The 26,421-nt window shown below is 70.0% G+C and carries 19 protein-coding genes and 1 pseudogene; 12 read left to right on the forward strand and 8 right to left on the reverse strand.

Annotated elements, in window-relative coordinates; translation table 11 throughout:
- The first annotated feature begins 195 nt into the window (after window positions 1–195).
- From ngcE to M4D82_RS26140, 9 genes are all read left to right on the forward strand, one after another.
- Window positions 196–1,623 carry an N-acetylglucosamine/diacetylchitobiose ABC transporter substrate-binding protein gene (gene ngcE / locus M4D82_RS26100; RefSeq protein ID WP_502989089.1) on the forward strand — a complete coding sequence of 476 codons (1,428 nt, stop codon included), beginning with the start codon at window positions 196–198 and terminating at the stop codon, window positions 1,621–1,623.
- A gap of 38 nt (window positions 1,624–1,661) precedes the next feature.
- A complete protein-coding gene (locus M4D82_RS26105) occupies window positions 1,662–2,606 on the forward strand; it encodes a carbohydrate ABC transporter permease (protein WP_249768367.1) in 945 nt (314 codons plus the stop codon).
- A gap of 13 nt (window positions 2,607–2,619) precedes the next feature.
- Window positions 2,620–3,546 carry a carbohydrate ABC transporter permease gene (locus M4D82_RS26110; protein WP_249768368.1) on the forward strand — a complete coding sequence of 309 codons (927 nt, stop codon included), beginning with the start codon at window positions 2,620–2,622 and terminating at the stop codon, window positions 3,544–3,546.
- Between the two features lie 421 nt (window positions 3,547–3,967).
- The gene (locus tag M4D82_RS26115) at window positions 3,968–5,182 is read left to right on the forward strand and encodes an ROK family transcriptional regulator (protein ID WP_249768369.1); all 1,215 of its coding nucleotides are present in this window, start codon (window positions 3,968–3,970) and stop codon (window positions 5,180–5,182) included.
- A 117-nt stretch (window positions 5,183–5,299) separates the two neighbouring features.
- Window positions 5,300–6,412 (forward strand): sugar ABC transporter substrate-binding protein, encoded by a 1,113-nt coding sequence (locus M4D82_RS26120; protein ID WP_249768370.1) that lies wholly within the window; start codon window positions 5,300–5,302, stop codon window positions 6,410–6,412.
- A gap of 160 nt (window positions 6,413–6,572) precedes the next feature.
- Window positions 6,573–7,361: an ATP-binding cassette domain-containing protein gene (locus M4D82_RS26125; RefSeq protein ID WP_249768371.1), complete on the forward strand. Its 789-nt coding sequence runs from the start codon at window positions 6,573–6,575 to the stop codon at window positions 7,359–7,361.
- 26 nt (window positions 7,362–7,387) lie between these two features.
- Complete coding sequence (locus M4D82_RS26130) at window positions 7,388–8,689, forward strand: sugar ABC transporter permease (RefSeq protein WP_502989090.1); 1,302 nt, start codon at window positions 7,388–7,390, stop codon at window positions 8,687–8,689.
- A gap of 241 nt (window positions 8,690–8,930) precedes the next feature.
- On the forward strand, window positions 8,931–10,847 hold the full coding sequence (dxs, locus tag M4D82_RS26135; RefSeq protein ID WP_249768372.1) for a 1-deoxy-D-xylulose-5-phosphate synthase: 1,917 nt from the start codon (window positions 8,931–8,933) through the stop codon (window positions 10,845–10,847).
- 158 nt (window positions 10,848–11,005) lie between these two features.
- Window positions 11,006–12,502, forward strand: a complete 1,497-nt coding sequence (locus M4D82_RS26140; protein ID WP_249768373.1) for an amino acid permease — start codon at window positions 11,006–11,008, stop codon at window positions 12,500–12,502.
- Window positions 12,503–12,519: 17 nt separating this feature from the next.
- Here the strand turns inward: M4D82_RS26140 and M4D82_RS26145 are convergent, their stop codons facing one another.
- Complete coding sequence (locus tag M4D82_RS26145; RefSeq protein ID WP_249768374.1) at window positions 12,520–13,659, reverse strand: LCP family protein; 1,140 nt, start codon at window positions 13,657–13,659, stop codon at window positions 12,520–12,522.
- Window positions 13,660–13,792: 133 nt separating this feature from the next.
- On the opposite strand from M4D82_RS26145, the gene M4D82_RS26150 reads away from it, so the two are divergent.
- The gene (locus M4D82_RS26150; protein WP_249768375.1) at window positions 13,793–14,920 is read left to right on the forward strand and encodes a PLL family lectin; all 1,128 of its coding nucleotides are present in this window, start codon (window positions 13,793–13,795) and stop codon (window positions 14,918–14,920) included.
- Window positions 14,921–14,951: 31 nt separating this feature from the next.
- On the opposite strand, the gene M4D82_RS26155 is transcribed toward M4D82_RS26150, so the two are convergent.
- Genes M4D82_RS26155 through M4D82_RS26170 form a run of 4 tightly spaced genes read right to left on the reverse strand, consistent with a single transcriptional unit; the run spans window position 14,952 to window position 19,046 of the window.
- On the reverse strand, window positions 14,952–15,998 hold the full coding sequence (locus M4D82_RS26155) for a hypothetical protein (protein WP_249768376.1): 1,047 nt from the start codon (window positions 15,996–15,998) through the stop codon (window positions 14,952–14,954).
- On the reverse strand, window positions 15,995–16,924 hold the full coding sequence (locus M4D82_RS26160; RefSeq protein WP_502989003.1) for an N-acetylneuraminate synthase family protein: 930 nt from the start codon (window positions 16,922–16,924) through the stop codon (window positions 15,995–15,997). The genes M4D82_RS26155 and M4D82_RS26160 overlap by 4 nt, the downstream gene beginning before the upstream one ends.
- Window positions 16,925–16,927: 3 nt before the next feature.
- The gene (locus M4D82_RS26165) at window positions 16,928–17,710 is read right to left on the reverse strand and encodes an acylneuraminate cytidylyltransferase family protein (protein WP_349637092.1); all 783 of its coding nucleotides are present in this window, start codon (window positions 17,708–17,710) and stop codon (window positions 16,928–16,930) included.
- A 55-nt stretch (window positions 17,711–17,765) separates the two neighbouring features.
- A complete protein-coding gene (locus M4D82_RS26170) occupies window positions 17,766–19,046 on the reverse strand; it encodes a DUF6716 putative glycosyltransferase (RefSeq protein WP_349637093.1) in 1,281 nt (426 codons plus the stop codon).
- Window positions 19,047–19,297: 251 nt separating this feature from the next.
- Between M4D82_RS26170 and M4D82_RS26175 the strand changes: the two genes are divergently transcribed.
- Together M4D82_RS26175 and M4D82_RS26180 are read left to right on the forward strand one after the other, a co-directional pair.
- The gene (locus M4D82_RS26175) at window positions 19,298–20,275 is read left to right on the forward strand and encodes a glycosyltransferase family 2 protein (protein ID WP_283844510.1); all 978 of its coding nucleotides are present in this window, start codon (window positions 19,298–19,300) and stop codon (window positions 20,273–20,275) included.
- Window positions 20,272–22,008: a polysialyltransferase family glycosyltransferase gene (locus M4D82_RS26180; RefSeq protein ID WP_249768379.1), complete on the forward strand. Its 1,737-nt coding sequence runs from the start codon at window positions 20,272–20,274 to the stop codon at window positions 22,006–22,008. The genes M4D82_RS26175 and M4D82_RS26180 overlap by 4 nt, the downstream gene beginning before the upstream one ends.
- A gap of 96 nt (window positions 22,009–22,104) precedes the next feature.
- Here the strand turns inward: M4D82_RS26180 and M4D82_RS26185 are convergent, their stop codons facing one another.
- From M4D82_RS26185 to M4D82_RS26195, 3 genes and pseudogenes are all read right to left on the reverse strand, one after another.
- A complete protein-coding gene (locus M4D82_RS26185; RefSeq protein ID WP_249768380.1) occupies window positions 22,105–24,234 on the reverse strand; it encodes a 3-hydroxyacyl-CoA dehydrogenase NAD-binding domain-containing protein in 2,130 nt (709 codons plus the stop codon).
- Complete coding sequence (locus tag M4D82_RS26190) at window positions 24,231–25,457, reverse strand: thiolase family protein (protein WP_249768381.1); 1,227 nt, start codon at window positions 25,455–25,457, stop codon at window positions 24,231–24,233. The genes M4D82_RS26185 and M4D82_RS26190 overlap by 4 nt, the downstream gene beginning before the upstream one ends.
- A gap of 236 nt (window positions 25,458–25,693) precedes the next feature.
- Window positions 25,694–26,407 (reverse strand): annotated as a pseudogene (locus M4D82_RS26195) (ferritin-like domain-containing protein); the annotation flags it as partial.
- Between the last annotated feature and the right edge of the window lie 14 nt (window positions 26,408–26,421).

Raw genomic sequence — 26,421 nt, forward strand, 5'->3', positions numbered from 1 at the left:
CCGGTTGTCGGCACCATAGGGCCGTACCCCCGTCAAGGGGGTGCGGCCCTTCCGCTTTTCGGGGCGGGGGAATCGGATGACGGACAGGTCTCAACTCGGAAAAGCCGGGAACGATCCTTGTGCACGATCTTGCTGAGCGAAGCGGAAGTGGACTATACCTGTGCCCCAATCCTGACGAAGGCGAGGAACATGAGCATGGGATCCACCGGTGAGGGCCTCGGCCGCCGTGATCTGATCAAGCGTTCCGCGGCGCTCGGACTGATCTCCGTGCCGACGATGAGCTTCCTGTCCGCCTGCGCCTCCGGCGGTGAGGACGGCTCCACGAAGGGCCCGGACAAGGGGCTCGTGTCCAAGGAGAACCCGTTCGGCGTCGCCAAGGGCGGCAAGCTCGACGTGGTCGTCTTCAAGGGCGGATTCGGCGACGACTACGCGAAGGCCTGGGAGGCCGCCTTCGACAAGAAGTGGGGCACCACCAGCTCCCACCTGGGCACCCAGGAGATCGCCGCCAAGCTCCAGCCCCGCTTCAACGGGGGCAACCCGCCGGACGTCGTCGACGACTCCGGCGCCCAGCAGATCAAGATCGACGTCCTCGCCAAGGGCGGCCAGCTCGCCGACCTCACCGCCGTGCTCGACGCCCCCTCGCTCGACGACCCGAGCAAGAAGGTCCGCGACATGCTGATCGCGGGCACCGTCGAACAGGGCACGCAAGGCGGCAAGTTCGTCGCCCTCTACTACGTCTACACGGTCTACGGCTTCTGGTACTCCGGCAAGCTCTTCAAGGAGAAGGGCTGGACCGAGCCGAAGACCTGGGACGAGTTCCTGGCCGTCTGCGCCAAGGCCAAGGAAGCCGGCATCGGCGGCCTGGCCCACCAGGGCAAGTACCCGTATTACATCAACGTCGTCATCATGGACCTGATCGCCAAGAAGGGCGGTCTGGAGGCCATGAAGGCCATCGACAACCTGGCGCCGAACGCCTTCGAGGGCAACCCCGCCGCATTGGCCGCCGTGGAGGCGGTCTACGAGGTGGTCGAGAAGGGCTACCTCATGCCCGGCACCAACGGCCTCACCCACACGGAGTCCCAGACCGCCTGGAACCAGTACAAGGCGGCGTTCATCCCCTCCGGCTCCTGGCTGGAGAACGAGCAGCTCAAGCAGACCCCGGACGACTTCGACATGAAGTTCCTGCCGGTGCCGACGCTCGCCGACAGCAAGCTGCCCTTCGAGGCCATCCGGGCCGGCGCGGGCGAGCCGTTCATCGTCCCGGAGAAGGCCGCCAACAAGGCCGGCGGCCAGGAGTTCCTGCGTTCCATGATCTCCCGCGAATGGTCGACCCTCTTCGCCCAGCAGGCCAACTCCCTCACCGTCGTCAAGGACGGCGTCGACCCGAACGTCAAGCTCCGTCCGGGCACGGCATCGGCCGTCGCCGCCGTCAAGACGGCCGGGTCGAACACCTTCAACTACCTGTACCCCGACTGGTACAGCGAGATGGACGCCGAGATCCAGAACGCGTCCAACGAGCTGATGGCCCAGCGGATCCAGCCAAAGGAGTGGATCAAGCGGGCGCAGGCCGCGGTAGACAAGGCTGCCAAGGACCCCAACGCCAAGAACAACCGCCGCAGCTGACCCCACGCCCACCGGCAGCGTCATCAGGGACGGACACCATGAGCCAAGTAGCCAGGGGCAAGGGACGGACCGGCTTCATCACCGGCTTCCTCATCCTGCCGCTCGCCCTGTATCTGACTTTCGTCATCTGGCCGTACATCCAGACGTTCGGCTATTCCTTCACCAACTGGTCGGGCCAGTCACCGACGTTCGACTTCGTCGGCCTGGAGAACTACTCGGCGCTGATGAAGGACGAGGTCTTCCGCGGCGCCCTCTGGCACAACCTGCTGCTCCTGGTGTTCGTCCCCACGATCACCATCCTGCTCGCCCTCTTCTTCGCCTTCATGGTGAACGCCGGAGGGCGCAGCGGGGCCGGCGGAGTGCGGGGCGTGCGCGGATCGGCCGTCTACAAGATCGTCTATTTCTTCCCGCAGGTGCTCTCCCTCGCCATCCTCGCCGTCCTCTTCGGCGCCGTGTACCGCAGCGACACGGGTGGCCTGCTGAACGGATTCCTCGCCAAGATCGGCCTCGTCGACCCGGCCCGCCCGGTCGAATGGCTCAACCAGCCGAACCTCGTCCTGTGGTGCCTGCTGCTCGTGGTGGTCTGGCACGGCGTTGGCTTCTACCTGGTCCTGTTCTCGGCCGCCATGCAGTCCGTCCCCAAGGACATCTACGAGGCCGCCCTGCTCGACGGCGCCGGCCGCGCCCAGACCTTCCTGCGGGTCACGCTGCCGCTGCTCTGGGACTCCGTACAGACCTCGGCGGTCTACCTGGGCATCGCCGCCATGGACATGTTCGTCCTGGTGTCGACCATGACCTCCGGCCAGTTCGGCGGCGGCCCCGACCACCACAGCGAGGTCATGGCCACCGTCCTGATGCGCAACTTCCTCTACTTCGGCAAGAGCGGCTACGCGTGCGCCATGGGCGTCGTGATGCTGGTCCTGACCATGATCCTCTCCGTCGTCACGCTGCGCGCCACCCGCCGCGAGCGCATCGAGTTCTGAGCGGGAGACCCCCATGACCACAGTGATCAAGGCCCCCGGCGAGTCCGCGGCCGAGAGGCCCGGCGGCGACGGCAGGCCGAAGGAAGCCGGGAGGACCGGCTCCGAGGGCGTGGTGCTCAACGTCTTCTCCCACGGCTTCCTCGCCGTCTGGGCGATACTGATCGTCCTGCCCCTGATCTGGCTGGCGCTCGGCTCGTTCAAGACCGACTCCCAGATCGGCGGCTCCGCCCTCAGCTGGCCCTCCAACTGGCACTTCGACGCCTTCGGCCGCGCCTGGGACAAGGGCATCGGCGGATACTTCGGCCACACGCTGATCGTGCTGGCCTTCTCCGTCCCGCTGACCATGCTGCTCGGCTCGATGGCGGCGTACGTCCTGGCCCGCTACCCCTTCCGGGGGAACCGGATCATCTACTACTTCTTCGTCAGCGGGGCGATGTTCCCCGTGTTCCTGGCGCTCGTGCCGCTGTTCTTCATGGTCAAACGCCTGGACATGCTCAATACCTACCAGGGTCTGATCCTGGTCTACGTCGCCTACTCGATGCCCTTCACCGTCTTCTTCATGCACTCCTTCTTCCGGACGCTGCCGACGGCGGTGCACGAGGCGGCGGTGATCGACGGGGCCTCCGACACCCGGATCTTCTTCCAGGTGATGCTGCCGATGGCCAAGCCGGGCCTGATCAGCGTGGGGATATTCAATGTCCTGGGCCAGTGGAACCAGTACATCCTGCCTTCCGTGCTGATGCAGCCCCAGAGCGGATCGGACCCCGAGCGCTACATGCTCACCCAGGGCCTGATCCAACTCCAGTACCAGATGGGCTACGAGACGGACCTGCCGGTGCTGTTCGCCGGCGTGACCATCGCGATGATCCCGATGCTGGTGGTCTACCTGTCCTTCCAGCGCCAGATCCAGGCCGGACTGACCTCCGCCACCCTCAAGTAGCGGACGGGCCGGGGACCACCTCCTCGGCCCGCCCTCGTTCCCACGGCCAGGTGCCGACGGGCCGCTGTCGGGCCGACGGGCATGGGTGACGCGGGTCGGCACAAGGTGCGGGGCATGCGTAAGGAATGAAAAGATGCACGGAGCGGCAGAAGGCGCCGGCGTGCCTACGCGCTGATCCGACCGAAAAGTCGCAGATGATCGGTGCCTCAGCGACCGTAGCCCGATCTCGGCGTGCCGCTGTTCCCCCTTTTGGTCGGATCTGTCCCCTTGGGGTCGCCTCAGCCTCTTGACGTCCGGGAGGCCAAAGGCTCGACTTAAGCTTCACAAGTTGGAGAGACGCCGGGGTCTCGGAGCTCGCAGCCAGGGCGCCCGGCCGGGGGGCGACGGCCGGCCGTCGCTTATGGGCAGGAGTGGATGAGTCGTGCAGACTCCCGGATCGCAGTCGTCACTGCATCGCGCGAACCTCGAACGGGTCGTGCGCGCCGTACGCCTCGCGGGTTCGCTCACGCAGGCGGAGATCGCCCGCACGACCGGACTGTCGGCGGCCACGGTCTCCAACATCGTCCGTGAGCTCAAGGACGGCGGGACGGTGGAGGTCACCGACACCTCGGCCGGTGGCCGGCGGGCCCGCAGCGTCTCCCTCAGCGGGGACGCGGGCATCGTCATCGGCGTGGACTTCGGCCACACCCACCTGCGGGTCGCCGTCGGCAACCTCGCCCACCAGGTGCTGGCCGAGGAGTCCGAGCCGCTGGACGTGGACGCCTCCTGGGTGGACGGCTTCGACCGGGCGGAAGCACTGGTCGGGCGGCTGATCGAGGGCATCGGCGTGGGCCGGGACAAGGTCATCGGGGTCGGGCTCGGCGTCCCCGGCCCCATCGACGTCGAGTCCGGCACGCTGGGCTCCACCGCCATCCTGCCGGGCTGGGCCGGGATCAATCCGCGCCAGGAGCTCTCGCAGCGGCTCGGGGTGCCCGTCTACGTGGACAACGACGCGAACCTCGGCGCCCTCGGCGAACTGGTCTGGGGCAGTGGGCGCGGGGTCAAGGACCTCGCGTACATCAAGGTCGCGAGCGGTGTCGGCGCCGGCCTGGTGATCAACGGTCAGATCTACCGCGGTCCGGGGGGCACCGCCGGCGAGATCGGGCACATCACCCTGGACGAATCCGGCCCCGTCTGCCGCTGCGGCAACCGCGGCTGCCTGGAGACCTTCGCCGCCGCCCGCTACGTGCTGCCCCTCCTCCAGGGCAGCCACGGCCCGGAGTTGACCATGGAGGGCGTGGTCGAACTGGCCCGGGAGGGCGACCCCGGCTGCCGTCGCGTGGTCACCGACGTGGGCCGGCACATCGGCAGCGGAGTGGCCAGCCTGTGCAACCTCCTGAACCCGAGCCGGGTGGTCCTCGGCGGATCGCTCGCCGAGGCGGGTGAACTCGTCCTGGCTCCCATCCGTGAATCCGTGGGGAGGTACGCGATCCCGAGCGCGGCGCGGCAGCTGTCGGTCCTGACGGGCTCGCTGGGCAGTCGGGCGGAGGTGCTCGGGGCGCTGGCGCTCGTCCTGAGCGAGATGGGCGATTCAACGCTTTTGGCGGAAAATGGGGTTGGGGTGCGAGCGCCCGCCGTCATGTCTTCAGTTAGATAACGGATGGCACCGTTGTCATCTCGTTAAGGATTCACTCCTTGACGACAAACTTGCGGCCGGGGTTGACTCACATCCACCTCGGCCGCAGCGTTGCGGCCTCGTCAGGGAGGTTCCCCCATGAACGCGCGTATGCGTAGAGCCGCCGTAGCCGTCGCCGCCGGTGCCATGGCCGTTTCGCTGGCAGCCTGTGGCAGTGCCAAGGAGGCCGGCGACAAGCCGAAGGACTCGGGCGCCGCCAAGGGCGACGCCATCAAGGTCGGCCTGCTCCTGCCGGAGAACCAGACGGCGCGCTACGAGAAGTTCGACAAGCCGCTGATCGAGAAGAAGGTCGCCGACCTCACCGGCGGTAAGGCCGAAGTGGTCTACGCCAACGCCAAGCAGGACGCGACCGCGCAGAACTCGCAGGTCGACACGATGATCACCAACAAGGTGGACGTCCTGATCCTGGACGCGGTCGACGCCAAGGCCATCGCCGGCGCCGTCAAGCGGGCCAAGGACGCGGGCATCCCGGTCGTCGCCTACGACCGCCTCGCCGAGGGCCCGATCGACGCCTACACCTCCTTCGACAACGAAGAGGTCGGCAAGGTCCAGGGCAAGGCCCTGCTGGAGGCGCTGGGCGACAAGGCCAAGGACGGCCAGATCGTCATGATGAACGGCTCCGTCACCGACCCGAACGCCGCGCTGTTCAAGAAGGGCGCGCACTCCGTCCTCGACGGCAAGGTGAACATCGGCAAGGAGTACGACACCGTCGAGTGGAAGCCGGAGAACGCCAACACCAACATGGCGGGCGCCCTCTCCGCGCTCGGCAAGGACAAGGTCATCGGCGTCTACTCCGCCAACGACGGCATGGCCGGCGGCATCATCACCGCCCTCAAGGCGGCCGGCCTGTCCCCCCTGCCCCCCGTCACGGGCCAGGACGCCGAACTCGCCGGTGTGCAGCGGATCGTCGCCGGTGAGCAGTTCATGAGCGTCTACAAGCCGTACGCCCCCGAGGCCACGGCCGCCGCCGAGATGGCCGTCGCCCTCGCCAAGGGCGAGAAGGTCGACGGCATCATCAACAACAAGGTCGACAGCCCCACCGCCAAGGGCGTCCCCTCCGTGCTGATCCCGGTCGTCTCGCTCACCAAGGCCAACATCAAGGACACCGTCGTCAAGGACGGCGTCTACAAGGTCGAGGAGATCTGCACCGAGAAGTACGCGGCCGCCTGCGCCGCCCTCGGCCTCAAGTAAGGCCACGCCGCCTCCCCCTCGGGGGACCGGCCCCCACGCCCTGCCCGGCTCCCCGCCTTCTCCACCCCGCCACCGGCGGGGCGCCGGGCAGAATCGTTCCCCCATTCGCCCCGCTCCTGCTCTTTTGCACGACATCCCCGCCGGTCAGGCGGCGAAGGAGATGGTTCATGTGTCCGCTGCGCCCGTGCTGGCGTTGCGAGGGGTCTCGAAGCGGTTCGGCGCCGTCCAGGCCCTGACCGACGTAGAACTCGAGATCCACTCCGGTGAGGTGGTCGCCCTGGTGGGCGACAACGGCGCCGGCAAGTCCACGCTGGTCAAGACGATCGCCGGCGTGCACCCCATCGATGACGGAGTCATCGAGTGGGAGGGCCGTCCGGTCTCCATCGACAAGCCCCACGACGCCCAGAACCTGGGCATCGCGACGGTCTACCAGGACCTCGCGCTGTGCGACAACATCGACGTCGTCGGCAACCTCTTCCTCGGCCGCGAGCTCAAGCGCTTCGGCGTCCTGGACGAGGTGGAGATGGAGCGCCGCGCCCGCGAGCTCCTGACCACCCTGTCCATCCGGATCCCCAGCGTCCGGATCCCCATCGCCTCGCTCTCCGGCGGTCAGCGCCAGACCGTGGCGATCGCCCGCTCCATGCTGGGCGAGCCCCAGCTCGTCATCCTCGACGAGCCCACCGCCGCCCTCGGCGTCGAGCAGACCGCACAGGTGCTCGACCTCGTGGAGCGGCTGCGCGAGCGCGGCCACGCCGTGATCCTCATCAGCCACAACATGGCCGATGTGAAGGCCGTCGCCGACAAGGTGGCGGTACTGCGGCTGGGCCGCAACAACGGTGTCTTCAACGTCGCCGACACCTCGCAGGAAGAGATCATCTCCGCCATCACCGGGGCCACGGACAACGCCGTGACCCGCCGGGCGGCCCGCACCGGGGAGGCCCGCAAGTGAGCACCCACAACCCCGCCACCGATCCGCTGGGCAAGGGCCCGTCGGGCGCGGCGACCGACCTCGACGGACACGTCGACCCGGTCAACCCGGCCGCCGCCGCCGACGCGATCCCCGCGGTGGACCCCCGTCTGCTCGTCCGCGAGCAGGGCCTCTCCGGTTACCTGAACGAGTTCCGCCGCAAGCTCAAGGCCGGCGACCTGGGCTCCGTCCCCGTCGTCCTCGGCCTGATCATCATCTGGAGCATCTTCCAGGGCCTGAACTCGAACTTCCTCTCCCCGGAGAACCTCACCAACATCGCGATCACGATGGTCGCCACCGGCATGATGGCCGTCGGCATCATCTTCGTGCTGCTGCTCGGCGAGATCGACCTGTCGGTCGGCTCCGTCAGCGGTGTCTCCGGCGCGATCGTCGCCGTCCTCGCCGTCACCCACGGCGTGAACGAATGGGTCGCGATCCTCGCCGCGCTGGCCGGCGGCGCCCTGATCGGCTCGATCCACGGCTTCTTCTTCGCCAAGATCGGCGCCCCCGCCTTCGCCGTCACCCTCTCGGGCCTGCTGTTCTGGTCCGGCGCCATGCTCCAGATCCTCGGCAGCAACGGCACCATCAACCTCGACTCCGAGGGCGTCGTCGGCCGGCTCACCACGTACTACTTCTCGGACGTGGCCGCCGGCTACGGACTCGCGGCCGTCGCCGTGGCGGCGTACTTCCTCGCCACCTTCTTCGACAACCGCCGGCGGGAGGCCGCGGGGGTCCCCTCGCGGCAGCTCACCGAGATCCTGCTGCGCACCGGCGTCCTGGCCGTCTTCACCTTCGGCCCCGCCGTCGTGTTCAACCAGTACAAGGGCCTGCCGCTGGCGGTCGTCCTCTTCGTGCTGGCACTCGTGGGCACGGACTTCCTGCTGCGCCGCACCACCTTCGGCCGCAACGTCTTCGCCCTCGGCGGCAGCGTCGAGGCCTCCCGCCGCGCGGGCATCAACGTGGCCGGGATCCGCATCGCCGTGTTCGCCATCGCGGGCACCTTCGCCGCCGTCGGCGGCCTCTTCTGGGCCTCCAAGATCGCGGCGGCCAACCAGAGCGCCGGCGCCGGCGACCTGCTGATGAACGTCATCGCCGCGGCCGTCATCGGCGGCACCAGCCTCTTCGGCGGCCGGGGCCGGACCTGGAACGCCCTCCTCGGCGTCATGGTCATCACCTCCATCCAGTACGGTCTGGCCCTGGAGGGCATCGCGACCCCGATCCAGTACATGATCACGGGCGCGGTCCTGCTCGCCACCGTCGTCATCGACTCGGTCACCCGCAAGACCCAGAAGACGGCCGGACGCGCCTGACGCCCGGCCCCGCCTGGTAAGGACCGTCACAGTGCCCGGTGCCACCGCGTGTGGCACCGGGCACCCGTGCGTGCACGTCCCCGCACCCTTGTGCGGGTATACGCCCGTATGGGAGGTGTCGTGGGGCGATCAGGCGTACAGGTATGACAAAGGTGTGACCCTGCCGGTACGGCCCGATGACGACCCGCGCCAGCGGAACATTAGACTCGACAGACCAGCAAGCAACTGCAAGGAGGCACGGGTGCTGCTGACCCGCATCAAGGGACCGCGCGATCTGGACCGGCTCAGCCAGGACGAGCTCAACCAGCTCGCCGCAGAGATCAGGTCCTTCCTCGTCGACGCCGTCTCCAAGACCGGCGGGCACCTCGGCCCCAACCTCGGCGTGGTCGAACTGACGATCGCCCTGCACCGGGTCTTCGAATCGCCCAAGGACAAGGTCCTCTTCGACACCGGCCACCAGGCCTATGTCCACAAGCTGCTCACGGGCCGCCAGGACTTCGGCAACCTGCGCTCCAAGGGTGGCCTCTCCGGGTACCCCTCGCGCGCCGAGTCCGACCACGACGTCATCGAGAACTCGCACGCCTCGACCGTCCTGGGCTGGGCCGACGGCCTCGCCAAGGCCAACGAGGTGCTCGGCCGCGAGGACCACCACGTCGCAGCCGTCATCGGCGACGGCGCCCTGACCGGCGGCATGGCCTGGGAGGCGCTGAACAACATCGCCGCCGCCAAGGACCGCCCGCTGGTCATCGTCGTCAACGACAACGAGCGCTCGTACGGCCCCACCATCGGCGGCCTCGCCAACCACCTGGCGACCCTGCGCACCACGGACGGCTACGAGCGCTTCCTGGCCCGCGGCAAGGAGCTCCTGGAGCGCACCCCGGTCGTCGGCAAGCCGCTCTTCGAGACCCTGCACGGCGCCAAGAAGGGCCTGAAGGACTTCATCGCCCCGCAGGGCATGTTCGAGGACCTCGGCCTGAAGTACATCGGCCCCATCGACGGCCACGACATCGAGGCCCTGGAATCCGCCCTGCAGCGCGCCAAGCGCTTCAGCGGCCCGGTCATCGTCCACTGCCTCACCCAGAAGGGCCGCGGCTACACCCCGGCCCTGGAGCACGAGGCGGACCGCTTCCACGCGGTCGGCGTCATCCACCCGGACACCGGCCTGCCGGTGAAGACCGCCGCCGCGAGCTGGACCTCCGTCTTCGCCGACGAGATGGTCAAGCTCGGCCACGAGCGCGAGGACATCGTCGGCATCACCGCCGCCATGCTCCACCCGGTCGGCCTCCACAAGTTCGCCGAGGCCTTCCCGGACCGGATCTACGACGTCGGCATCGCCGAGCAGCACGGCGCCACCTCCGCCGCCGGCCTGGCCACCGGCGGCGTCCACCCGGTCTTCGCCGTCTACGCCACCTTCCTCAACCGCGCCTTCGACCAGGTCCTCATGGACGTGGCCCTGCACAAGTGCGGCGTCACCTTCGTCCTGGACCGCGCCGGCGTCACCGGTGACGACGGCGCCTCCCACAACGGCATGTGGGACATGTCCATCCTCCAGGTCGTGCCCGGCCTGCGCCTGGCCGCCCCGCGCGACGCCGAGCAGCTGCGCGCGCAGCTGCGCGAGGCCGTCGAGGTCAAGGACGCGCCGACCGTCGTGCGCTACTCCAAGGGCGTCGTCGGCCCGGCCGTACCGGCCGTCGGCCGGATCGGCGGCATGGACGTCCTGCGCACCCCGGCGCCCGAAGTCACCCGGCCGGACGTACTCATCGTCTCGGTGGGCGCGCTCGCCCCGATGTGCCTGGAGATCGCCGATCTCCTCGACAAGCAGGGCATCTCCTCGACCGTCGTCGATCCCCGCTGGGTCAAGCCCGTGGACGAGGCCCTGGCCCCGCTCGCGGACCGGCACCGGGTCGTCGTCACCGTCGAGGACAACGGCCGCACCGGCGGCGTCGGTTCCGCCGTCTCGCAGGCCCTGCGCGACGCGGGCGTCGACGTGCCGCTGCGCGACTTCGGCATCCCGCAGCGCTTCCTCGACCACGCGCTGCGCAAGGAGATCATGGCCGAGATCGGTCTGACCGCCCCGGACATCGCCCGGCAGGTCACCGGCCTCGTCGCCAAGCTGGACGGCCGCTACGAGGACGAGCCGGCCGCCACCGTCGACTAGTCAAACCGGCAGTCCGACCGGCAGTCCGACTGGTCCGACACCCGGCGCCGCCGTTGACACGGCCGGATCGCGCGGTTGCACGTCACGGGCCGGGAGATCACCCTGGGAGGGGTGGGCCTCCCGGCCCGTTCGTGCGTCGTCACCAGTCGGAGGCGTCGGTGAGCAAGGATTTGAGCAGCCCCTTCCGTACCAAGACGGTGGAACAGTCCATCCGGGACACGGAGGAGCCGGAACACGCGCTCCGAAAATCGCTGTCCGCCTGGGACCTCACGGTCTTCGGCGTGGGCGTCATCATCGGCACTGGCATCTTCGTCCTCACGGGCATCGCCGCCCGGAACAACGCCGGTCCCGCCACCGCCCTCGCCTTCGTGGCAGCGGGCATCGTCTGCGCCCTCGCGGCGCTCTGCTACGCCGAGTTCGCGTCCACCGTGCCGGTGGCCGGTTCGGCGTACACCTTCTCGTACGCCTCCATCGGCGAGTTCCCCGCCTGGATCATCGGCTGGGACCTGGTGCTGGAGTTCGCGCTCGGCACCGCCGTCGTGGCGGTCGGCTGGTCCGGCTACGTGCGCCACCTCATGCACACCAACCTCGGCTGGGACCTGCCCGTCGGGCTGTCCGGACCCGATGCCGGAGGCACTTTCGACCTGCTCGCCTTCCTGCTGGTCCTGGTGCTGACCGCGATCCTGGTCGTGGGGACGAAGCTCTCGGCGCGGATCACCGCGGTCGTCGTCGCCATCAAGGTCACCGTGGTGCTGCTCGTGATCATCGCGGGCCTGTTCTTCATCAAGGCCGACAACTACAGCCCGTTCATCCCGCCGGCCGAGGCACAGCCCGCGGGCAACGGCATGCACGCGCCGCTGGTCCAACTGCTGTTCGGCTACGCGCCCACCAACTTCGGCGTCATGGGCATCTTCACCGCGGCCTCCCTCGTCTTCTTCGCCTTCATCGGCTTCGACGTCGTGGCCACGGCGGCCGAGGAGACCAAGAACCCGCAGCGGGACATGCCGCGCGGCATCCTCGGCTCGCTCCTCATCTGCACGGTGCTCTACGTCGCCGTGACGCTGGTCGTCACCGGCATGCAGAAGTACACGGAGATGTCGCCGAGCGCCCCGCTCGCCGAAGCCTTCAAATCCGTGGACCAGCCGTTCTTCGCCGGAGCCATCAGCCTGGGCGCGTCCGTGGGCCTGATCACCGTGTGCATGATCCTGCTGCTCGGGCAGACCCGGGTGTTCTTCGCGATGAGTCGCGACGGACTGCTGCCGCGCGTCTTCTCCGTCACCCACCCGAAGTACCGCACCCCGTACCGGGCGACCCTCCTGCTCGGCGGCATCATCGCCGTCGTCGCCGGTTTCACCAGCCTGGAGAAGCTCGCGGAACTGGTGAACATCGGCACGCTGTTCGCCTTCGTCGTGGTCGCCCTCGGCGTGATGGTCCTGCGCAAGAGCCGCCCCGACCTGCACCGGTCCTTCCGCACCCCGTGGGTGCCGGTGGTCCCGATCGCGTCGATCGCGGCCTCGCTCTGGCTGATGCTCAACCTGCCGGCCGACACCTGGATCCGGTTCGGCGTCTGGATGGCCATCGGCTTCGCCGTCTACTTCGTCTACGGCTACCGCAACAGCCGCCTGGCCAAGACCGGCCAGGACGCGAAGTTCTGACCTCAGCCCTTGGCGGGTCAGCCCTTTGCGGGGGAGTCCTTCGCCAAGGCCGGGATCTTCTGGTCGGTCCGCAGCGCCTCCCACAACAGGGAGGCCTGCGGCTGGGCGACGACCACGCGGTTGCGGTCGACCTTGTCGTAGGCCACCGGCAGCATGATGGTCTCCATGGTCCCCGGGTCCACGCCCTTGAGGCTCTGCGCGAAGTCGGAGAGGGCCGCCAGCGAGGCCAGGTCCTTGTCGGTCGTCAGCGACTTGGTGCCGGCGTCGGCGAGCTTGTACAGCCGGGCCGGGTTGCCGAAGGCGTCCTGCTTCTTGATCTCGGCCAGCATGGCGAGCATGAACTGCTGCTGGAGCCCTATGCGTCCGAGGTCGCTGCCGTCCCCGTAGCCGTAGCGGGTACGGACGAACTTCAGCGAGTCGGTGCCGTTCAGCCGGTGCGTGCCGGCGTCCAGCTTCAGGCCTCCCTTCGTGCCCGTCATCGGCCGGTCCAGGGTGACCGTGACCCCGCCGAGCGCGTCCACCAGACCCTTGAAGCCGGCGAAGTCCACCTCGACGAAATGGTCCACCCGGATCCCCGACATCTGCTCCACGGTCTTCACCACACAGGCCGGACCGGCCAGCGTGTACACGGAGTTGAACATCACCCGCTGCGCCTCGGGCACCGTCTTGCCAGCGCCGTTCCTGCACTCGGGCCGGGTGATCAGGGTGTCGCGCGGAATGCTCACCGCGGTCGCCCTGGCCCGGCCCTCGGGTATGTGCACCAGCATCGCCGTGTCGGAGCGGGCGCCGCTGACATCGCCGTGGTCGAGCTCGCCGTTGGCGCCGGCCCGCGAATCGGAGCCCAGCACCAGGACGTTCCGCGCGTTCGCGACCACCTTCGCGGGGCGGTTGTCCGTACCGATGGCCTGGTCGAGGTCGACGCTGTCGATGTTCCCGCTGAGGTGGCGGTACGCCCACCAACCGCCGCCCGCCGCGACGAGGACCACACCGGCCGCCGTCCAGGCCAGCCCCCGCCGGATCCGCCGGGCGCGCGAATGCGGCGGACGGGAGGGGCCGGCCGGGCCGGACGGGCGGGCCGTGCCCGGGTCGTCGCCCAACCGGTCGTCGCCCGCCCGGTCCTCGGACGGCGTCGTCGTGGCGGTGGTGTCTGAAGTCATGCCCGGGGACCGGCCTTCCGAACGGATGCGTGGATTCTCGCGGGCTACAACATAAGGGCAGGAACACGTCAGAGGGCCCCCGGGGTATCCTCATTCTGTTCCAAGGGTGACGGGAAAGGATTGTCTGCGGTCCATGGGCACGCGATCCAAGGGCAGGACACAGACCTCTCCGCCCCACGCCGCCGGGCCGGGACAAACCCCCGCGCACGACTGGAATTCCGTCGCTCTCGGACCCCTGACCGGCCGCTGGCTCCTCGCCGGCAAGGACGGCCGGCTCACCGCCTACGCCCGCGCCGAGGACGGTCTGCTCCGCTGGACCGAGCGGAGCCCCGGCGGCCCCGACTGGCACGGCCCCGACTTCTTCCCCGCCGAGGGGCTCACCGACCTCGCGGTGGGTCAGGGCGCCGACGGCTACGCCCACTTCGTGGGCCGGCGCCGCACCCGCTCCGAGGACGCCGAGCGCGTCACCTACCACCACGCGGTGCAGTACCAGAGCGGCCGGCCGCTCGGCCCCTGGGACTCCCTCGGAACCCTCTACCAACGGCCGGAGATGTCCCATCGCGGCGGTCCGCCCAGCGTCGCGGTGGACGGCCGGGGAGCCCCGTACGTCTTCGTCCGCAACGCCGGGCGCGGATTCCACGTACGCCGCCAGGACCCGAAGGGCAACTGGGCCGCCTGGGACGACCTGCACGGCAGCAAGACCTTCGAGCGGGCCTGCGCCGGCTCCACCGCCGAGGGCCGCGTCCTGCTCGCCGCGCCCGGCGAGAAGGGGGTCTGCCTGTGGGCCCAGCAGCATCCCGGGGGCCCGCCCGCGAAGGGCGCGGACATTCCGTACCTCGCCCAGGACGGCTCGCTGTGCATGGTGGAGACGGCCCCCGGCCGGGTCACCCACTTCTGGCACGCGGCCGACGGGAGCGGGGTGTTCGGCCACCGCGAGGGCGCCGGCGTCCTCGCGGTCGGCGGGGGTCCGGGCCACGGGGCCCTCGCCGCCGTGCGCGCCGTGGTGGACGGCTACGACTGCACGGTGCTGGCGTACCGCACGGTGGGCGGGCGTACGGCGCTCGCCGCCTACCCCACGGAACACGAGGCCGCCGGCCTCTGGTGGACCGAGATAGGCGAGGAGGGCCTCGACGCCCCGGCGCTCGCCGTCGACGCCCTGGGCCGCGTGGTCATCGCCTCGATCAGCGCCCGGGGCGAACTCCTGGTCACCCGTCAGAAGGACACGACGGCCCTCTCGCTGGGCCGCTGGCAGCGCTGCTGACGCGGCAGTGCTCCTGACGCCGGCAGTGCTCCTACGGGGCCACGCGCGCCCGGCCCCGGCGCTGCGGCGGGATGCTGGTCAGGCCGTGCCGGGCCACCGCGAGGGCGGAGATCCGGCGCAGGAAGTCCACCGAACGTTCCGCCGTGTCCGGGGTGATCCACGCGTCGTCGAGCTCGCACAGCTCCACGCGCACCGGGGAGCCGGCGAGGACGATCGGCAGGGTGTAGGCGACGGTCGAGGCGAAGGTCAGCACGCACTGCCCGATCGGCTCGGTGAGCGCGGTCAGTTCCAGCGGCAGTTCCGGGTGCACGATCTCCATGCCGGTGGCACCGGCGATCAGCTCCAGTTTCCCCGGGCTCTCACGGCGGTGCGCCAGGTAGCGGCGGACGGCGCGGCTGCGGGCGATCCAACCGATGGCGTCGATGTACCGGTCCTGGTCGACGACTCCGGTCTCCACCAGGGAGCTGCCCGCCAGGTCGGCTCCGGGCCGGACTCGGACCGGGCCGAAGGTCTCCCGGCTCCACGCGTACTCGTTGGGCCGTACCTCGGTGCCGGGCGGGGCGGTCACGGGCATGCAGGTGAAGAAGGTGGCACGGGCCAGCTCGGGGCGGGCCAGCCACTTGTGGACGGCGCCGCCCTTGGCGGAAGGCTTCAGGTCGCCCTGGTGCCAGCGGGTGAGCTGCGCACCCTCGGTGAGCAGGCCGACGAGTTCCGTGGTGGCGGTGCCGTCGTCCACCACGACGACCTCGCGGGCCTTGGAGCGGGGCAGCAGCAGTTGGATGGTGCGGGAGAAGAGGTCCCCGATCACCAGGCGGTCGGCGGCGGCCACCGCCCGGCCGAGGCGGACCAGGTCGTGGGCGCGCCCCAGGTAGCCGGCGCGGACCTCGTAGCGCCGCCACACCATCTTGGCCCGGGAGGCGAAGGCGCACAGCCGACGGACCTGCGCGCGCGAGCGCGGGTCCGTCGGCTGGAGGACGGCGATGGTGAGGGACGCTGCCTCGCCCGGGTGGACGTGGGCCCACTCCAGGACGTTCAGTAGTTGAGCCGGGCTCTCCACCAGGGCGAGGGTGTCGGTCATGCCGAGGCCGTCACGCCTTCGGCGGCTTCGGCGGCGACGACGCCGGGGACGCGGCGGAGCTTCTTCATCGGGCCGAGCTCGGAGTCGTAGACGCGCTTGACGCCGTCGCCGAGGGCGGTCTCGATGGTGCGGATGTCGCGCACGAGGCGGGCGAGGCCGCCGGGTTCGACGGAGGCGGCCTGGTCGGAGCCCCACATCGCGCGGTCGAGGGTGATGTGCCGCTCGATGGCGCAGGCGCCCAGGGCGACGGCCGCGACGGTGGTCTGGAGGCCGGTCTCGTGGCCGGAGTAGCCGATCGGCACGTTCGGGTACGCGTCCTGGAGGGTGTTGATGACCCGCAGGTTCAGCTCCTCCGCCTTCGCCGGGTAGGTGGAGGTGGCGTGCAGCAGGACGGTGTTCTCGCTGCCCAGCACCTCGACGGCGTGTCGGATCTGCTGCGGCGTGGACATGCCGGTCGACAGGATGACCGTCTTGCCGGTGGCGCGCAGCGCGCGGAGCAGCTCGTCGTCGGTGAGGGACGCGGAGGCGACCTTGTGGGTGGGCACGCCGAACTTCTCCAGGAAGGTGACGGCCTCGGTGTCCCAGGGGGAGGCGAACCAGTCGATGCCGCGCTGGGCGCAGTGCTCGTCGATGGCGCGGTACTCGTCCTCGCCGAACTCGACGCGGTGGCGGTAGTCGATGTAGGTCATCCGGCCCCAGGGGGTGTCGCGTTCGATGTCCCACTGGTCGCGCGGCGTGCATATCTCGGGCGTGCGCTTCTGGAACTTCACCGCGTCACAGCCCGCGTCGGCGGCCGCGTCGATCAGCGCGAGGGCGTTCCCGAGGTCGCCGTTGTGGTTGATCCCGATCTCGCCGATCACGTAGGTGGGCCGGCCGGGGCCGACCTCCCTGTTTCCGATCCGGCGGATCCGGTTGCTGTGCACCACTGTTCAGAGTTCCTTTCCGAGGTACTGCGAGGGTCGCGGCGGCGACGGGGCCGCCGGGTTCTGCCGCGCCGCCGGCGCCGGCCCGCAGGGCGGGGCGTCCAGCAGGGGGGCGAGGGCGCGGGCCCGGACGAGGTCGCCCGGTTCGTCGATCTCGATGGCCCGCTCGGGGGCCGTCGGCACGAGCTGGACGCGTCCGAAGAAGCGGTGGCCGTGCGTACGGAAGCCGTCGGCGCGCATGGCGTAGACGGAGCCCGTCTCCAGGTACTCGGGCGTACGGTCCTGGCGGCGCGGGCGGGAGGCGCTGTCGTGGTTGACGCCGTGCGCGTGGTGCCCGGGGCCGGCGTCCGGCGTCGTGCTCCACAGGAAGCCGTGGAAGGGCGCGGCGGTGAAGGAGCTGTCGGCGCCGTCGCGGACGACGGCGAGGACGCACGCGTCGACCTCCTCGGCCGTCAGGAAGGGACTGGTGCACTGCACGAAGACCAGGACGTCCACGGGCCGCGCGGGCCCTTCCTCCAGCCGGTCGAGTGCGTGCAGCAGCGCGGATTCGCTGGACGCCTCGTCCGAGCCGAGCGCGGTCGGACGCTCGACCACCTCGGCGCCGGCGGCGCGGGCGGCCGCGGCGATGGCCTCGTCGTCGGTGGACACCACCACCCGGGTCACGTGGGCGGCGCCGAGGCAGGCGCGGACGGCGCGGGCGACGAGGGGGACCCCGCCGACCTCGGCGACGTTCTTCCCGGGGATGCCCTTGGAGCCGCCCCGGGCGGGTATGACGGCGGTGACGTTCACGAGGCTCTCTCTCGGGGGTCGACGGACACGCGGACGGTGACGGTGGGGGAGGCGCTCATACGCCGCCCCACTGCTGGATCTTCGGGGCCACGCGCTGGACGCCGAACCGGTACGCGACCCTCAGCACGCGGCGCGAGGTGCGCCGCATCGGGCCGGAGCCGCGCGTGGCCGCCGCCGCGCCCGCGCCGGGGGAGCCGTCGGGTTCGAGGCCGCGGCGGCGCAGCAGCGTACCGACGTATTCGGGGGCGCTTTCGGCCGTGTAGTAGGGCGCTATCGGCGGCAAAGGCGCACCGCGCAACGCGACGATCCGCGCGCGGAGTTCACCGAAGGGATCGGCGGATCGAATTCCCTGGTCGAACGTCCAGGATTCGTGCGCGAGGGGGGCGGCGCCCTCGTCTATGGCCGACCAGTCGGTGACGCATCCCGAGCCGACGAAATAGTGGTTGCCGTGGATTTCCCGTACGCCGAGATCGCTCAGTATCGCGGTCGGCATGCCCCGGTGCATCGATTCCAGGGCGGCCGTGGAACTGACCGTCACCAGCAGGTCGGTGCGGTCGAGGGTCTGGGACATGTTGCCGTACACGAAATGCAGGTTGGGCGGCAGCGGTTCGTCGAGTTGTTCCGCGAGGGCCTGATAGTGATAGGCCTCCACATGGGTGGTGGCCTCGCCCGGTTTGCTGCGGAGTTTGATGAGGACGTCACGTCCGGGCCGCAACCGTGCGTGGGCTATCGCGCGGCGCAGCATGTACAGGCGGCCGTTTCGGTCGGCGGGAACGGACGGTTGGACCGCGAAACACACGGTATAGGGGTGTTCGGCGTGCGTCCGGTTCATGTCGTAGGGCCGCTGGTCGAGAAAGGGCAGGGCGGTCTGCACGATGCAGGATCCGGGAATTCCGAGGGGCTCGTATATGTCGTGGAAACGACGTCGGTCGAACGGGCTGTTCGCGAGGACGATGTCGGCGCCCGCGCGCAGCAGCAGTCCGTCGGCCATCTTCTCGTAAACCACGCCGACGTAACCGGTCATCAGGATCGGCCGGCGCGGCGCGCCGGCGAAGCGGTGGGCCAGCGCGTGCAGGGCCGCGTGGGTGGCGCCGCCGACGGTGCCCAGGATGATCAGATCCGCCCTGTCGAGTTCCGGGTCCGCCGCGAACTCGGCGAGCGTGGCCTCGGTGAGGGAGGCGGGGGAGATGCCGACCTCGGCCAGCTGGCGGGCCGTCGGGGTGCTCCGACCGCGCAGCATGTGGGCGTGGACCTCGCTGCCCGGTGCCAGCCCCACCGCGAGCCCCGCACCCCATTTCCAGCGGGTGTCGGAGTCGGCGAGCACGTGGATGCGCACTGTTGATTCCTGGCTCGGCGGGTCGGTCCGTCCAGAACCATACATGCTGATCTCACCCTTACATGTCACGGAAGGGCTTCGATGCGCACGGGAGTTGTACGTCACACCCCGGTGAACGTTCGGGGCCGCGTACCGCTTCTGCCATGATGGCCGACGTGTTACCTGAACGTAGGTCGGTGGAGTGCGCGGACGCCTGGTCCGGACCGCCTCCCGGGGTTGTGGCGAAAAGGGGAAGAAGGTGAGAGCTTCCGATGGTGACCCTTTCGGTAATCGTCGCGATGTGTGATGTCCGTGACTACTGCCGGACGGCGCTCAAATCCTTGGCGTTGAATGCCCGGGAGGATTTCGAGTTCATCGTCGTGGACGACGGATCCGTTGACGGGACGTCAGAGATACTCCAGGAGATGGTGCCCCGGATTCCCGGAGCCGTACTGATCCGAAATCCCGGGAATCTCGGCATATCGGCCACCCGCAACATCGGCCTCGCCGCCGCCCGGGGGCGTTTCTTCACCTTCCTCGACGGCGACGACTGGTATGCGCCCGGATATCTCGCGCAACTCGTCGGCTGGATGGGCCAGTCGGGCGTCGATTTCCTGCGCACCGGCCACGTCCGGGTGTACGGCAGGAAGCGGAAGATCGTCATGGCGCCCCTCGCCCCCCGCGCGCTTCCCCTCGACCCCGCCGACTACATCGGCCCCGTCGACGCCTCGACCTTCATGGACTACCCGCAGTCCTGGGCCGGCATCTACGACCGGGAGCGCCTGCGCGAGGTCGGAGCCCTCTTCTTCGACGAGACCCTGCGGACCGCAGAAGACCGCCCCTGGTTCTACAAGCTGCACCTGCGCACCCGGTCCTTCGGAGTCGTCGACCTCCACGGCGTCTTCTACCGACGCGATGTGTCGACTTCGCTCACCAAGGTCGCCGACGAGCGACAGCTGGACTTCCTCCCGGCCTTCCGACTGATTTTCGAAGAGCTCGCCGCCCACCCCCGCGGATATGAACTGTCGTTCAAGGCCATGCGAACTCTGTGCGCCCTCATCGTCATTCACATGGACCGGGCCGAGTCCTACGAGGAACTCACCCGGACCCTCCTGATGGAACGCGGCGCACAGCTCCTGGAGGAGCTTCCCCAGGACATCCTGGAGGGAACACTGGCAGGAATGGACTCCGCACGCGTGAACAAGCTCAGAGCGCTGATCTCCCGACACCAGGGCGCCGCCGCCCGATGACCCGGATATTCGCCGCCTCCACCCTCTACGGCGCCATGACCGTCGCCGCCGCCCTCGACGCCGGCCAACTCGGCGACGACGACCGCGAACGCGTCCTGCTCGTGTGCAACAACGTCGACATCCCCGAAGTCGCCACACCCCTGCACCACATGCCCGGAGCCGCCGCCGTCCTCAAGCGCTTCCACCGCGTCGTCTACTGGAACGACCTGATCTACCCGTTCCACCCGGCCCTGTGGTCCCCCCGCGACGAGGACGCGCCCCTGTGGCGCACGGTCATGGCCGAGAAGATGGGCCTGCGCCCCGGCCCCCTGGAACTCGTCGTCGAGTCCATCCAGGTCAAACCCGCCCAGACCCTCTGCAAGATCTTCTCCGATGCCACCCTAGCCGTCTACGCCGACGGCGTCATGAGCTACGGCCCCACCCGCAACGACCTCCACCGCGGCATTCACGGCCGGATCACCCGCGTCCTCTACCTGGACCTGGTCCCGACCCTGCTGCCCATGCTCCTCACCGAGTACGGCATCCCCTCCGAGCCCGTGCACACCGGCGCCGTCCTCAAGCTGATCGCGGAGGTCACCGACGAGTGCCGGCCGATCCTGGAACGGGTGATCCCGCCGGCCCTGGCCGCGCGCGGCCCCGAGACCGCCGTCCTCCTCGGTCAGTACCTCTCCCCGCTCGGCATCCTCACCGAGGAGGAAGAGGAGGAGCTGCACCTGCGCATGTTCCACAACGCGCTGCGGCTCGGCTTCACCTCCGTCGTCTTCAAACCGCACCCCAGCGCCCCCTCCAGCCTCGCCGACACCCTCGGCGAGGCGGCCCGCGAGGCCGGCGTCGCCTTCCTCGTCCTGGACGTCCCCGTCCTCGCCGAGACGGTCTTCGCCCACCTCGCGCCCCGACAGGTCATCGGCTGCTTCTCGACCGGCCTGTTCACCGCCCGCGCCCTCTACGGCATCCCCGTCGCCCAGATCGGCGCGCTGGAGGTCATCCGCCGGATGCGCCCCTACGCCAACAGCAACCGCATCCCCGCCACCCTCACCCACGCCCTGCTGCCCGACCTGGAGGCCCCCACCGGCGCCACCGTCGACCGGGTGCTGGACGTCGAGTACATCCGCTCCGAGGTGACCCCCTACGTCCAGGCCGTCGGCTACTGCATGCAGCCCAAGCGGTACGCCTTCCTGCGCGAGGTCGCCGAGGCGTACGTGGAAGCCGCCGTCGACCAGTGGGAGGGCCGCCCCGAGCTGTCCATGCACTTCAACGAGCGCACCCGCACCCGCCTCGACCTGCCGGGCCCGCGCACCTGGAAGTGGCGGCGCGGCACGGGCTGGACCTTCCTCGCCACGCGCGAGCGCGGCCAGGACGACGTCCCGTTCACCGACATCACGCTCAGCGGGTTCGCCTCCCTCGTGGAGGCCAAGGACGACCGGGGCATCCTGGAGGTGGGCGCCCGCCTCCTCGCCGAGTACGAGAACCTCGACCTGCTCCTCGGCATGGCCCAGGCGCACAGCCGCCGCAAGGAGGTCGACCAGGCCAAGCGCCGGATCCAGCGCGCCATCCACATCTCCTCCGACAGCGGGCGGGCCCTGGTGTGGCTGCGGATCGCGGAGACCGCCGCGAGGCTGGGCAAGGCCGGCGACGACCTGCGCCGCGAGGCGGCCCGCAACGCCCTGCGCATCAACCCCGCGTCGCCCGCCGCCCAGCGCCTCGTCAAGCCGGGACGCGCCGGCCGCAAATGACCCGCCGATCCCGGATCGGGCATGCGAAAGGGCCCGTCCGCACCCCTGTGCGGACGGGCCCTTTCGGGTCCCGGGGGACTTCCGGCCCGTGGGGGACTAGGCGGGGACGCTCGCGGTGCCCGGCGCGAGGAACCGCTTGCCGTTCACCCGCTCGGAGACGCCCTCACGGTCCAGGTACGGCGTGATGCCGCCCAGGTGGAAGGGCCAGCCGGCGCCCGTGATGAGGCAGAGGTCGATGTCCTGGGCCTCGGCCACGACACCCTCCTCCAGCATCAGGCCGATCTCCTGCGCCACCGCGTCCAGGACGCGGTCGCGGACCTGCTCCTCGGTCAGGACGGAGTCGCCCTGCACCAGGAGGGCGGCGACCTCGGGGTCCAGCTCCGGCTTGCCGGAATCGTAGACGTAGAAGCCGCGCTTGCCGGCCTTGACCACGGCCGCCAGGTTCGGGGAGACCGTGAAGCGCTCCGGGAAGGAACGGTTCAGGGTCTCGGAGACGTGCAGACCGATCGCCGGGCCGACGAGCTCCAGGAGCACCAGCGGGGACATCGGCAGGCCGAGCGGCTCGATGGCCTTCTCCGCCGTGGCCACCGGGGTGCCCTCGTCGATGACGTTCTGGATCTCGCCCATGAAGCGGGTCAGGATGCGGTTCACGACGAACGCCGGGGCGTCCTTGGTGAGGACCGCGGTCTTCTTCAGCTTCTTGGCGACACCGAAGGCCGTGGCCAGCGAGGCGTCGTCGGTCTGCTCACCGCGGACGATCTCCAGCAGCGGGAGGATCGCGACCGGGTTGAAGAAGTGGAAGCCGACCACGCGCTCCGGGTGGCGGAGCTTCGAGGCCATCTCCGACACCGACAGCGAGGAGGTGTTGGTGGCGAGGATCGCGTGCGCCGGGGCGACCGCCTCGACCTCCGCGAACACCTTCTGCTTGACGGACATCTCCTCGAACACGGCCTCGATGATGAAGTCCGCGTCCGCGAAGCCCTCGGCCTTGTCCAGGACACCGGTCACCAGGGCGGTCAGGCGGTTGGCCTTGTCCTGGTTGATGCGGCCCTTGCCGAGCAGCTTCTGGATCTCGGCGTGGACGTAGCCCACACCCTTGTCCACGCGCTCCTGGTCGATGTCGGTGAGGACCACCGGCACCTCCAGGCGACGCAGGAAGAGCAGCGCCAGCTGCGAGGCCATCAGGCCCGCGCCGACGACGCCGACCTTGGTGACCGGACGGGCCAGCGACTTGTCCGGGGCGCCCGCCGGGCGCTTGCCGCGCTTCTGCACCAGGTTGAAGGCGTAGATGCCCGAGCGCAGCTCGCCGCCCATGATGAGGTCGGCCAGCGCCTTGTCCTCGGCGTCGAAGCCGGCCTGGAGGTCGCCGTCCTTGGCCGCCGCGATGATGTCCAGCGCGCGGTAGGCGGCCGGGGCCGCGCCGTGCACCTTGGAGTCCGCGATGAAACGGCCCTTGGCGACGGCCGCGTCCCACGCCTCGCCGCGGTCGACCTCGGCGCGTACGACCTCGGTCTCGCCCTTGAGGACCTTCGCGGTCCAGATGAGGGACTGCTCCAGGAAGTCGGCGCCCTCGAAGATCGCGTCGGCGATGCCGAGCTCGAAGACCTGCTTGCCCTTGAGCTGCCGGTTCTGGTTCAGCGAGTTCTCGATGATCACCGAGACCGCGCGCTCCGCGCCGATCAGGTTCGGCAGGATGGCGCAGCCGCCCCAGCCGGGGACCAGGCCGAGGAAGACCTCGGGCAGCGAGAAGGCCGGGATGGCCTTCGAGACGGTGCGGTAGGAGCAGTGCAGACCGACCTCGACACCGCCGCCCATCGCCGCGCCGTTGTAGTACGCGAAGGTCGGGACGGCCAGCGCCGAGAGGCGCTTGAAGACGTCGTGGCCGCCCTTGCCGATGGCCAGCGCCTCGTCGTGCTGCTTCAGCAGCTCGACGCCCTTGAGGTCGGCGCCGACCGCGAAGATGAACGGCTTGCCGGTGATGCCCGCGCCGACGATGGAGCCGGCCAGGGCCTCCTGCTCGACCTGGTCGATCGCCGCGTTCAGGTTGGCCAGGGACTGCGGGCCGAAGGTGGTCGGCTTCGTGTGGTCGAAGCCGTTGTCCAGCGTGACGAGCGCGAAGCGCCCGGCGCCGAACGGCAGGTCCAGGTGACGGACGTGCGTGGACGTGACGACCTCGTCCGGGAACAGCTCGGCCGCACCCTTCAGGAGCTCAGCGGTGGTGCTCACTTGGCGTCTCCCTCGGCGGTGAAGTGCGGGTTCTCCCAGATGACGGTCGCGCCCATGCCGAAGCCGACGCACATGGTGGTCAGGCCGTAGCGGACGTGCGGCTGCTCCTCGAACTGGCGGGCCAGCTGCGTCATCAGACGGACGCCGGAGGAGGCCAGCGGGTGACCGAAGGCGATCGCGCCGCCGTACTGGTTCACGCGGGCGTCGTCGTCGGCGATGCCGTAGTGCTCCAGGAACGCGAGGACCTGGACGGCGAACGCCTCGTTGATCTCGAACAGGCCGATGTCCTCGATGGACAGGCCGGCCTGGGCGAGGGCCTTCTCGGTGGCCGGGATCGGGCCGTAGCCCATGACCTCGGGCTCGACACCCGCGAAGGAGTACGAGACCAGGCGCATCTTGACCGGGAGGTTGTTCTCGCGGGCGAAGTCCTCGGACGCGATGATCGCGGCGGTGGCGCCGTCGTTGAGACCGGCGGCGTTGCCCGCGGTGACCCGACCGTGCGTACGGAACGGGGTCTTCAGGTTCGCCAGGTTCTCCAGCGTGGTGCCCGGACGCATCGGCTCGTCGGTGGTGACGAGGCCCCAGCCGGTCTCGCCGACCTCGGCGTTGGTGTTGCGCACCGAGATCGGGACCAGGTCCTGCTGGATCTTGCCGTCGGCGTACGCCTTGGCGGCCTTCTCCTGCGAGCGCACGGCGTACTCGTCGGCGCGGAGCTTGGTGATCGTCGGGTACCGGTCGTGCAGGTTCTCGGCGGTCATGCCCATGAACAGGGCGGACTCGTCGACCAGCTTCTCGGAGACGAAGCGCGGGTTCGGGTCGACGCCCTCGCCCATCGGGTGGCGGCCCATGTGCTCGACACCGCCGGCGAGGGCGACGTCGTAGGCACCGAAGGCCACACCGCCCGCGACGGCGGTCACGGCGGTCAGCGCGCCGGCGCACATGCGGTCGATGGAGTAGCCCGGGACGGACTGCGGGAGGCCCGCGAGGATGCCGGCCGTGCGGCCCAGCGTCAGGCCCTGGTCGCCGATCTGCGTGGTCGCGGCGATGGCGACCTCGTCGATCTTCTTGGGGTCCAGGTCCGGGTTGCGGCGCAGCAGCTCCCGGATCGCCTTCACGACGAGGTCGTCGGCGCGGGTCTCGTGGTAGATGCCCTTCGGGCCCGCCTTGCCGAACGGGGTGCGGACGCCGTCGACGAAGACGACGTCCCTGACGGTACGAGGCACGTTGGCTCTCCTCCAGGTGCGGGTGTGCACTGCTGCGCGGGGGCGTTCGGCCGGTGGCTGAGCGCCCGCTCACCCGGCCATGCTACTTGCCGGTAACTGGCATGCACACCCCCTCCGGGAGGAGCGGCGAACGTCACACTCCCGCGCGGGAGCGCCGCCCGTACCCGGGACCGCGCCTCACGCGCCGGCGGGGCCGGCTTCGGCCGGGGTGCGGGCCGGGGCGGGGGCCGGGGTCGGGGCCGCGGCGGGGCGGTGGACATCGCCCTGGCCGGCGCGGTGGAGGAGCGGATCACGTCCGTCACGAAGCGGCCGCGTCGGACGCCGAGCCGGCGCAGGGCCGGGCCGTGATCCAGCGCCACGACCGCGCCCGCTCCCGCGAGCATGGCCTGCCAGGCCAGCGTCGCGGCCCGGCGGGCCGGGGCCGGGAGCGGGGCCAGGGCCTCCCGCAGTCGCCGGCAGTGGAAGGGGACATGGCGTTCCTCGTCCGCCAGGATCCGCCCCGCCACCTCCGCGGTCAGCGGATCCGGGGTCCCGTCCCGCACCGCCCGGTAGTACCGCAGGGCCACCGCCTCCGCCACCATCAGCACCAGCAGCTCCATGCGAAGCCCCAGCAGTCGCCGCAGCCGGACGAACACGGCGTCGCTCCAGTGCCCGGCCAGGGTTTCGGCCCCGCCCGCCGCCAGGAGCAGCGCCAGCATCCGCGCGTGGTTCTGCTCCTCCGCCACGAAGAGCCGTACCGCCCGCGTGTACACCGGGTCCCCGGCCCGGTCCGCCTTGCCGATCAGGGCCGAGCCGTCCCCGTCCTCGCCGACCTGGAACCGCTGCAGGCTCCGTACGAGCGCCGGATCGAGGGCCGCCCCGAGGGTCCAGTCCGGATCCCCCACGGCCGCGCGCCGCTCCCGCTCGGCCTCGAAGTCGCCCACCCATCCCTCAAACCCTTTGTTGATCATGTTCAAAAAGCTAG

It is taken from the genome of Streptomyces sp. RerS4 (assembly GCF_023515955.1).
Lineage (GTDB): Bacteria > Actinomycetota > Actinomycetes > Streptomycetales > Streptomycetaceae > Streptomyces.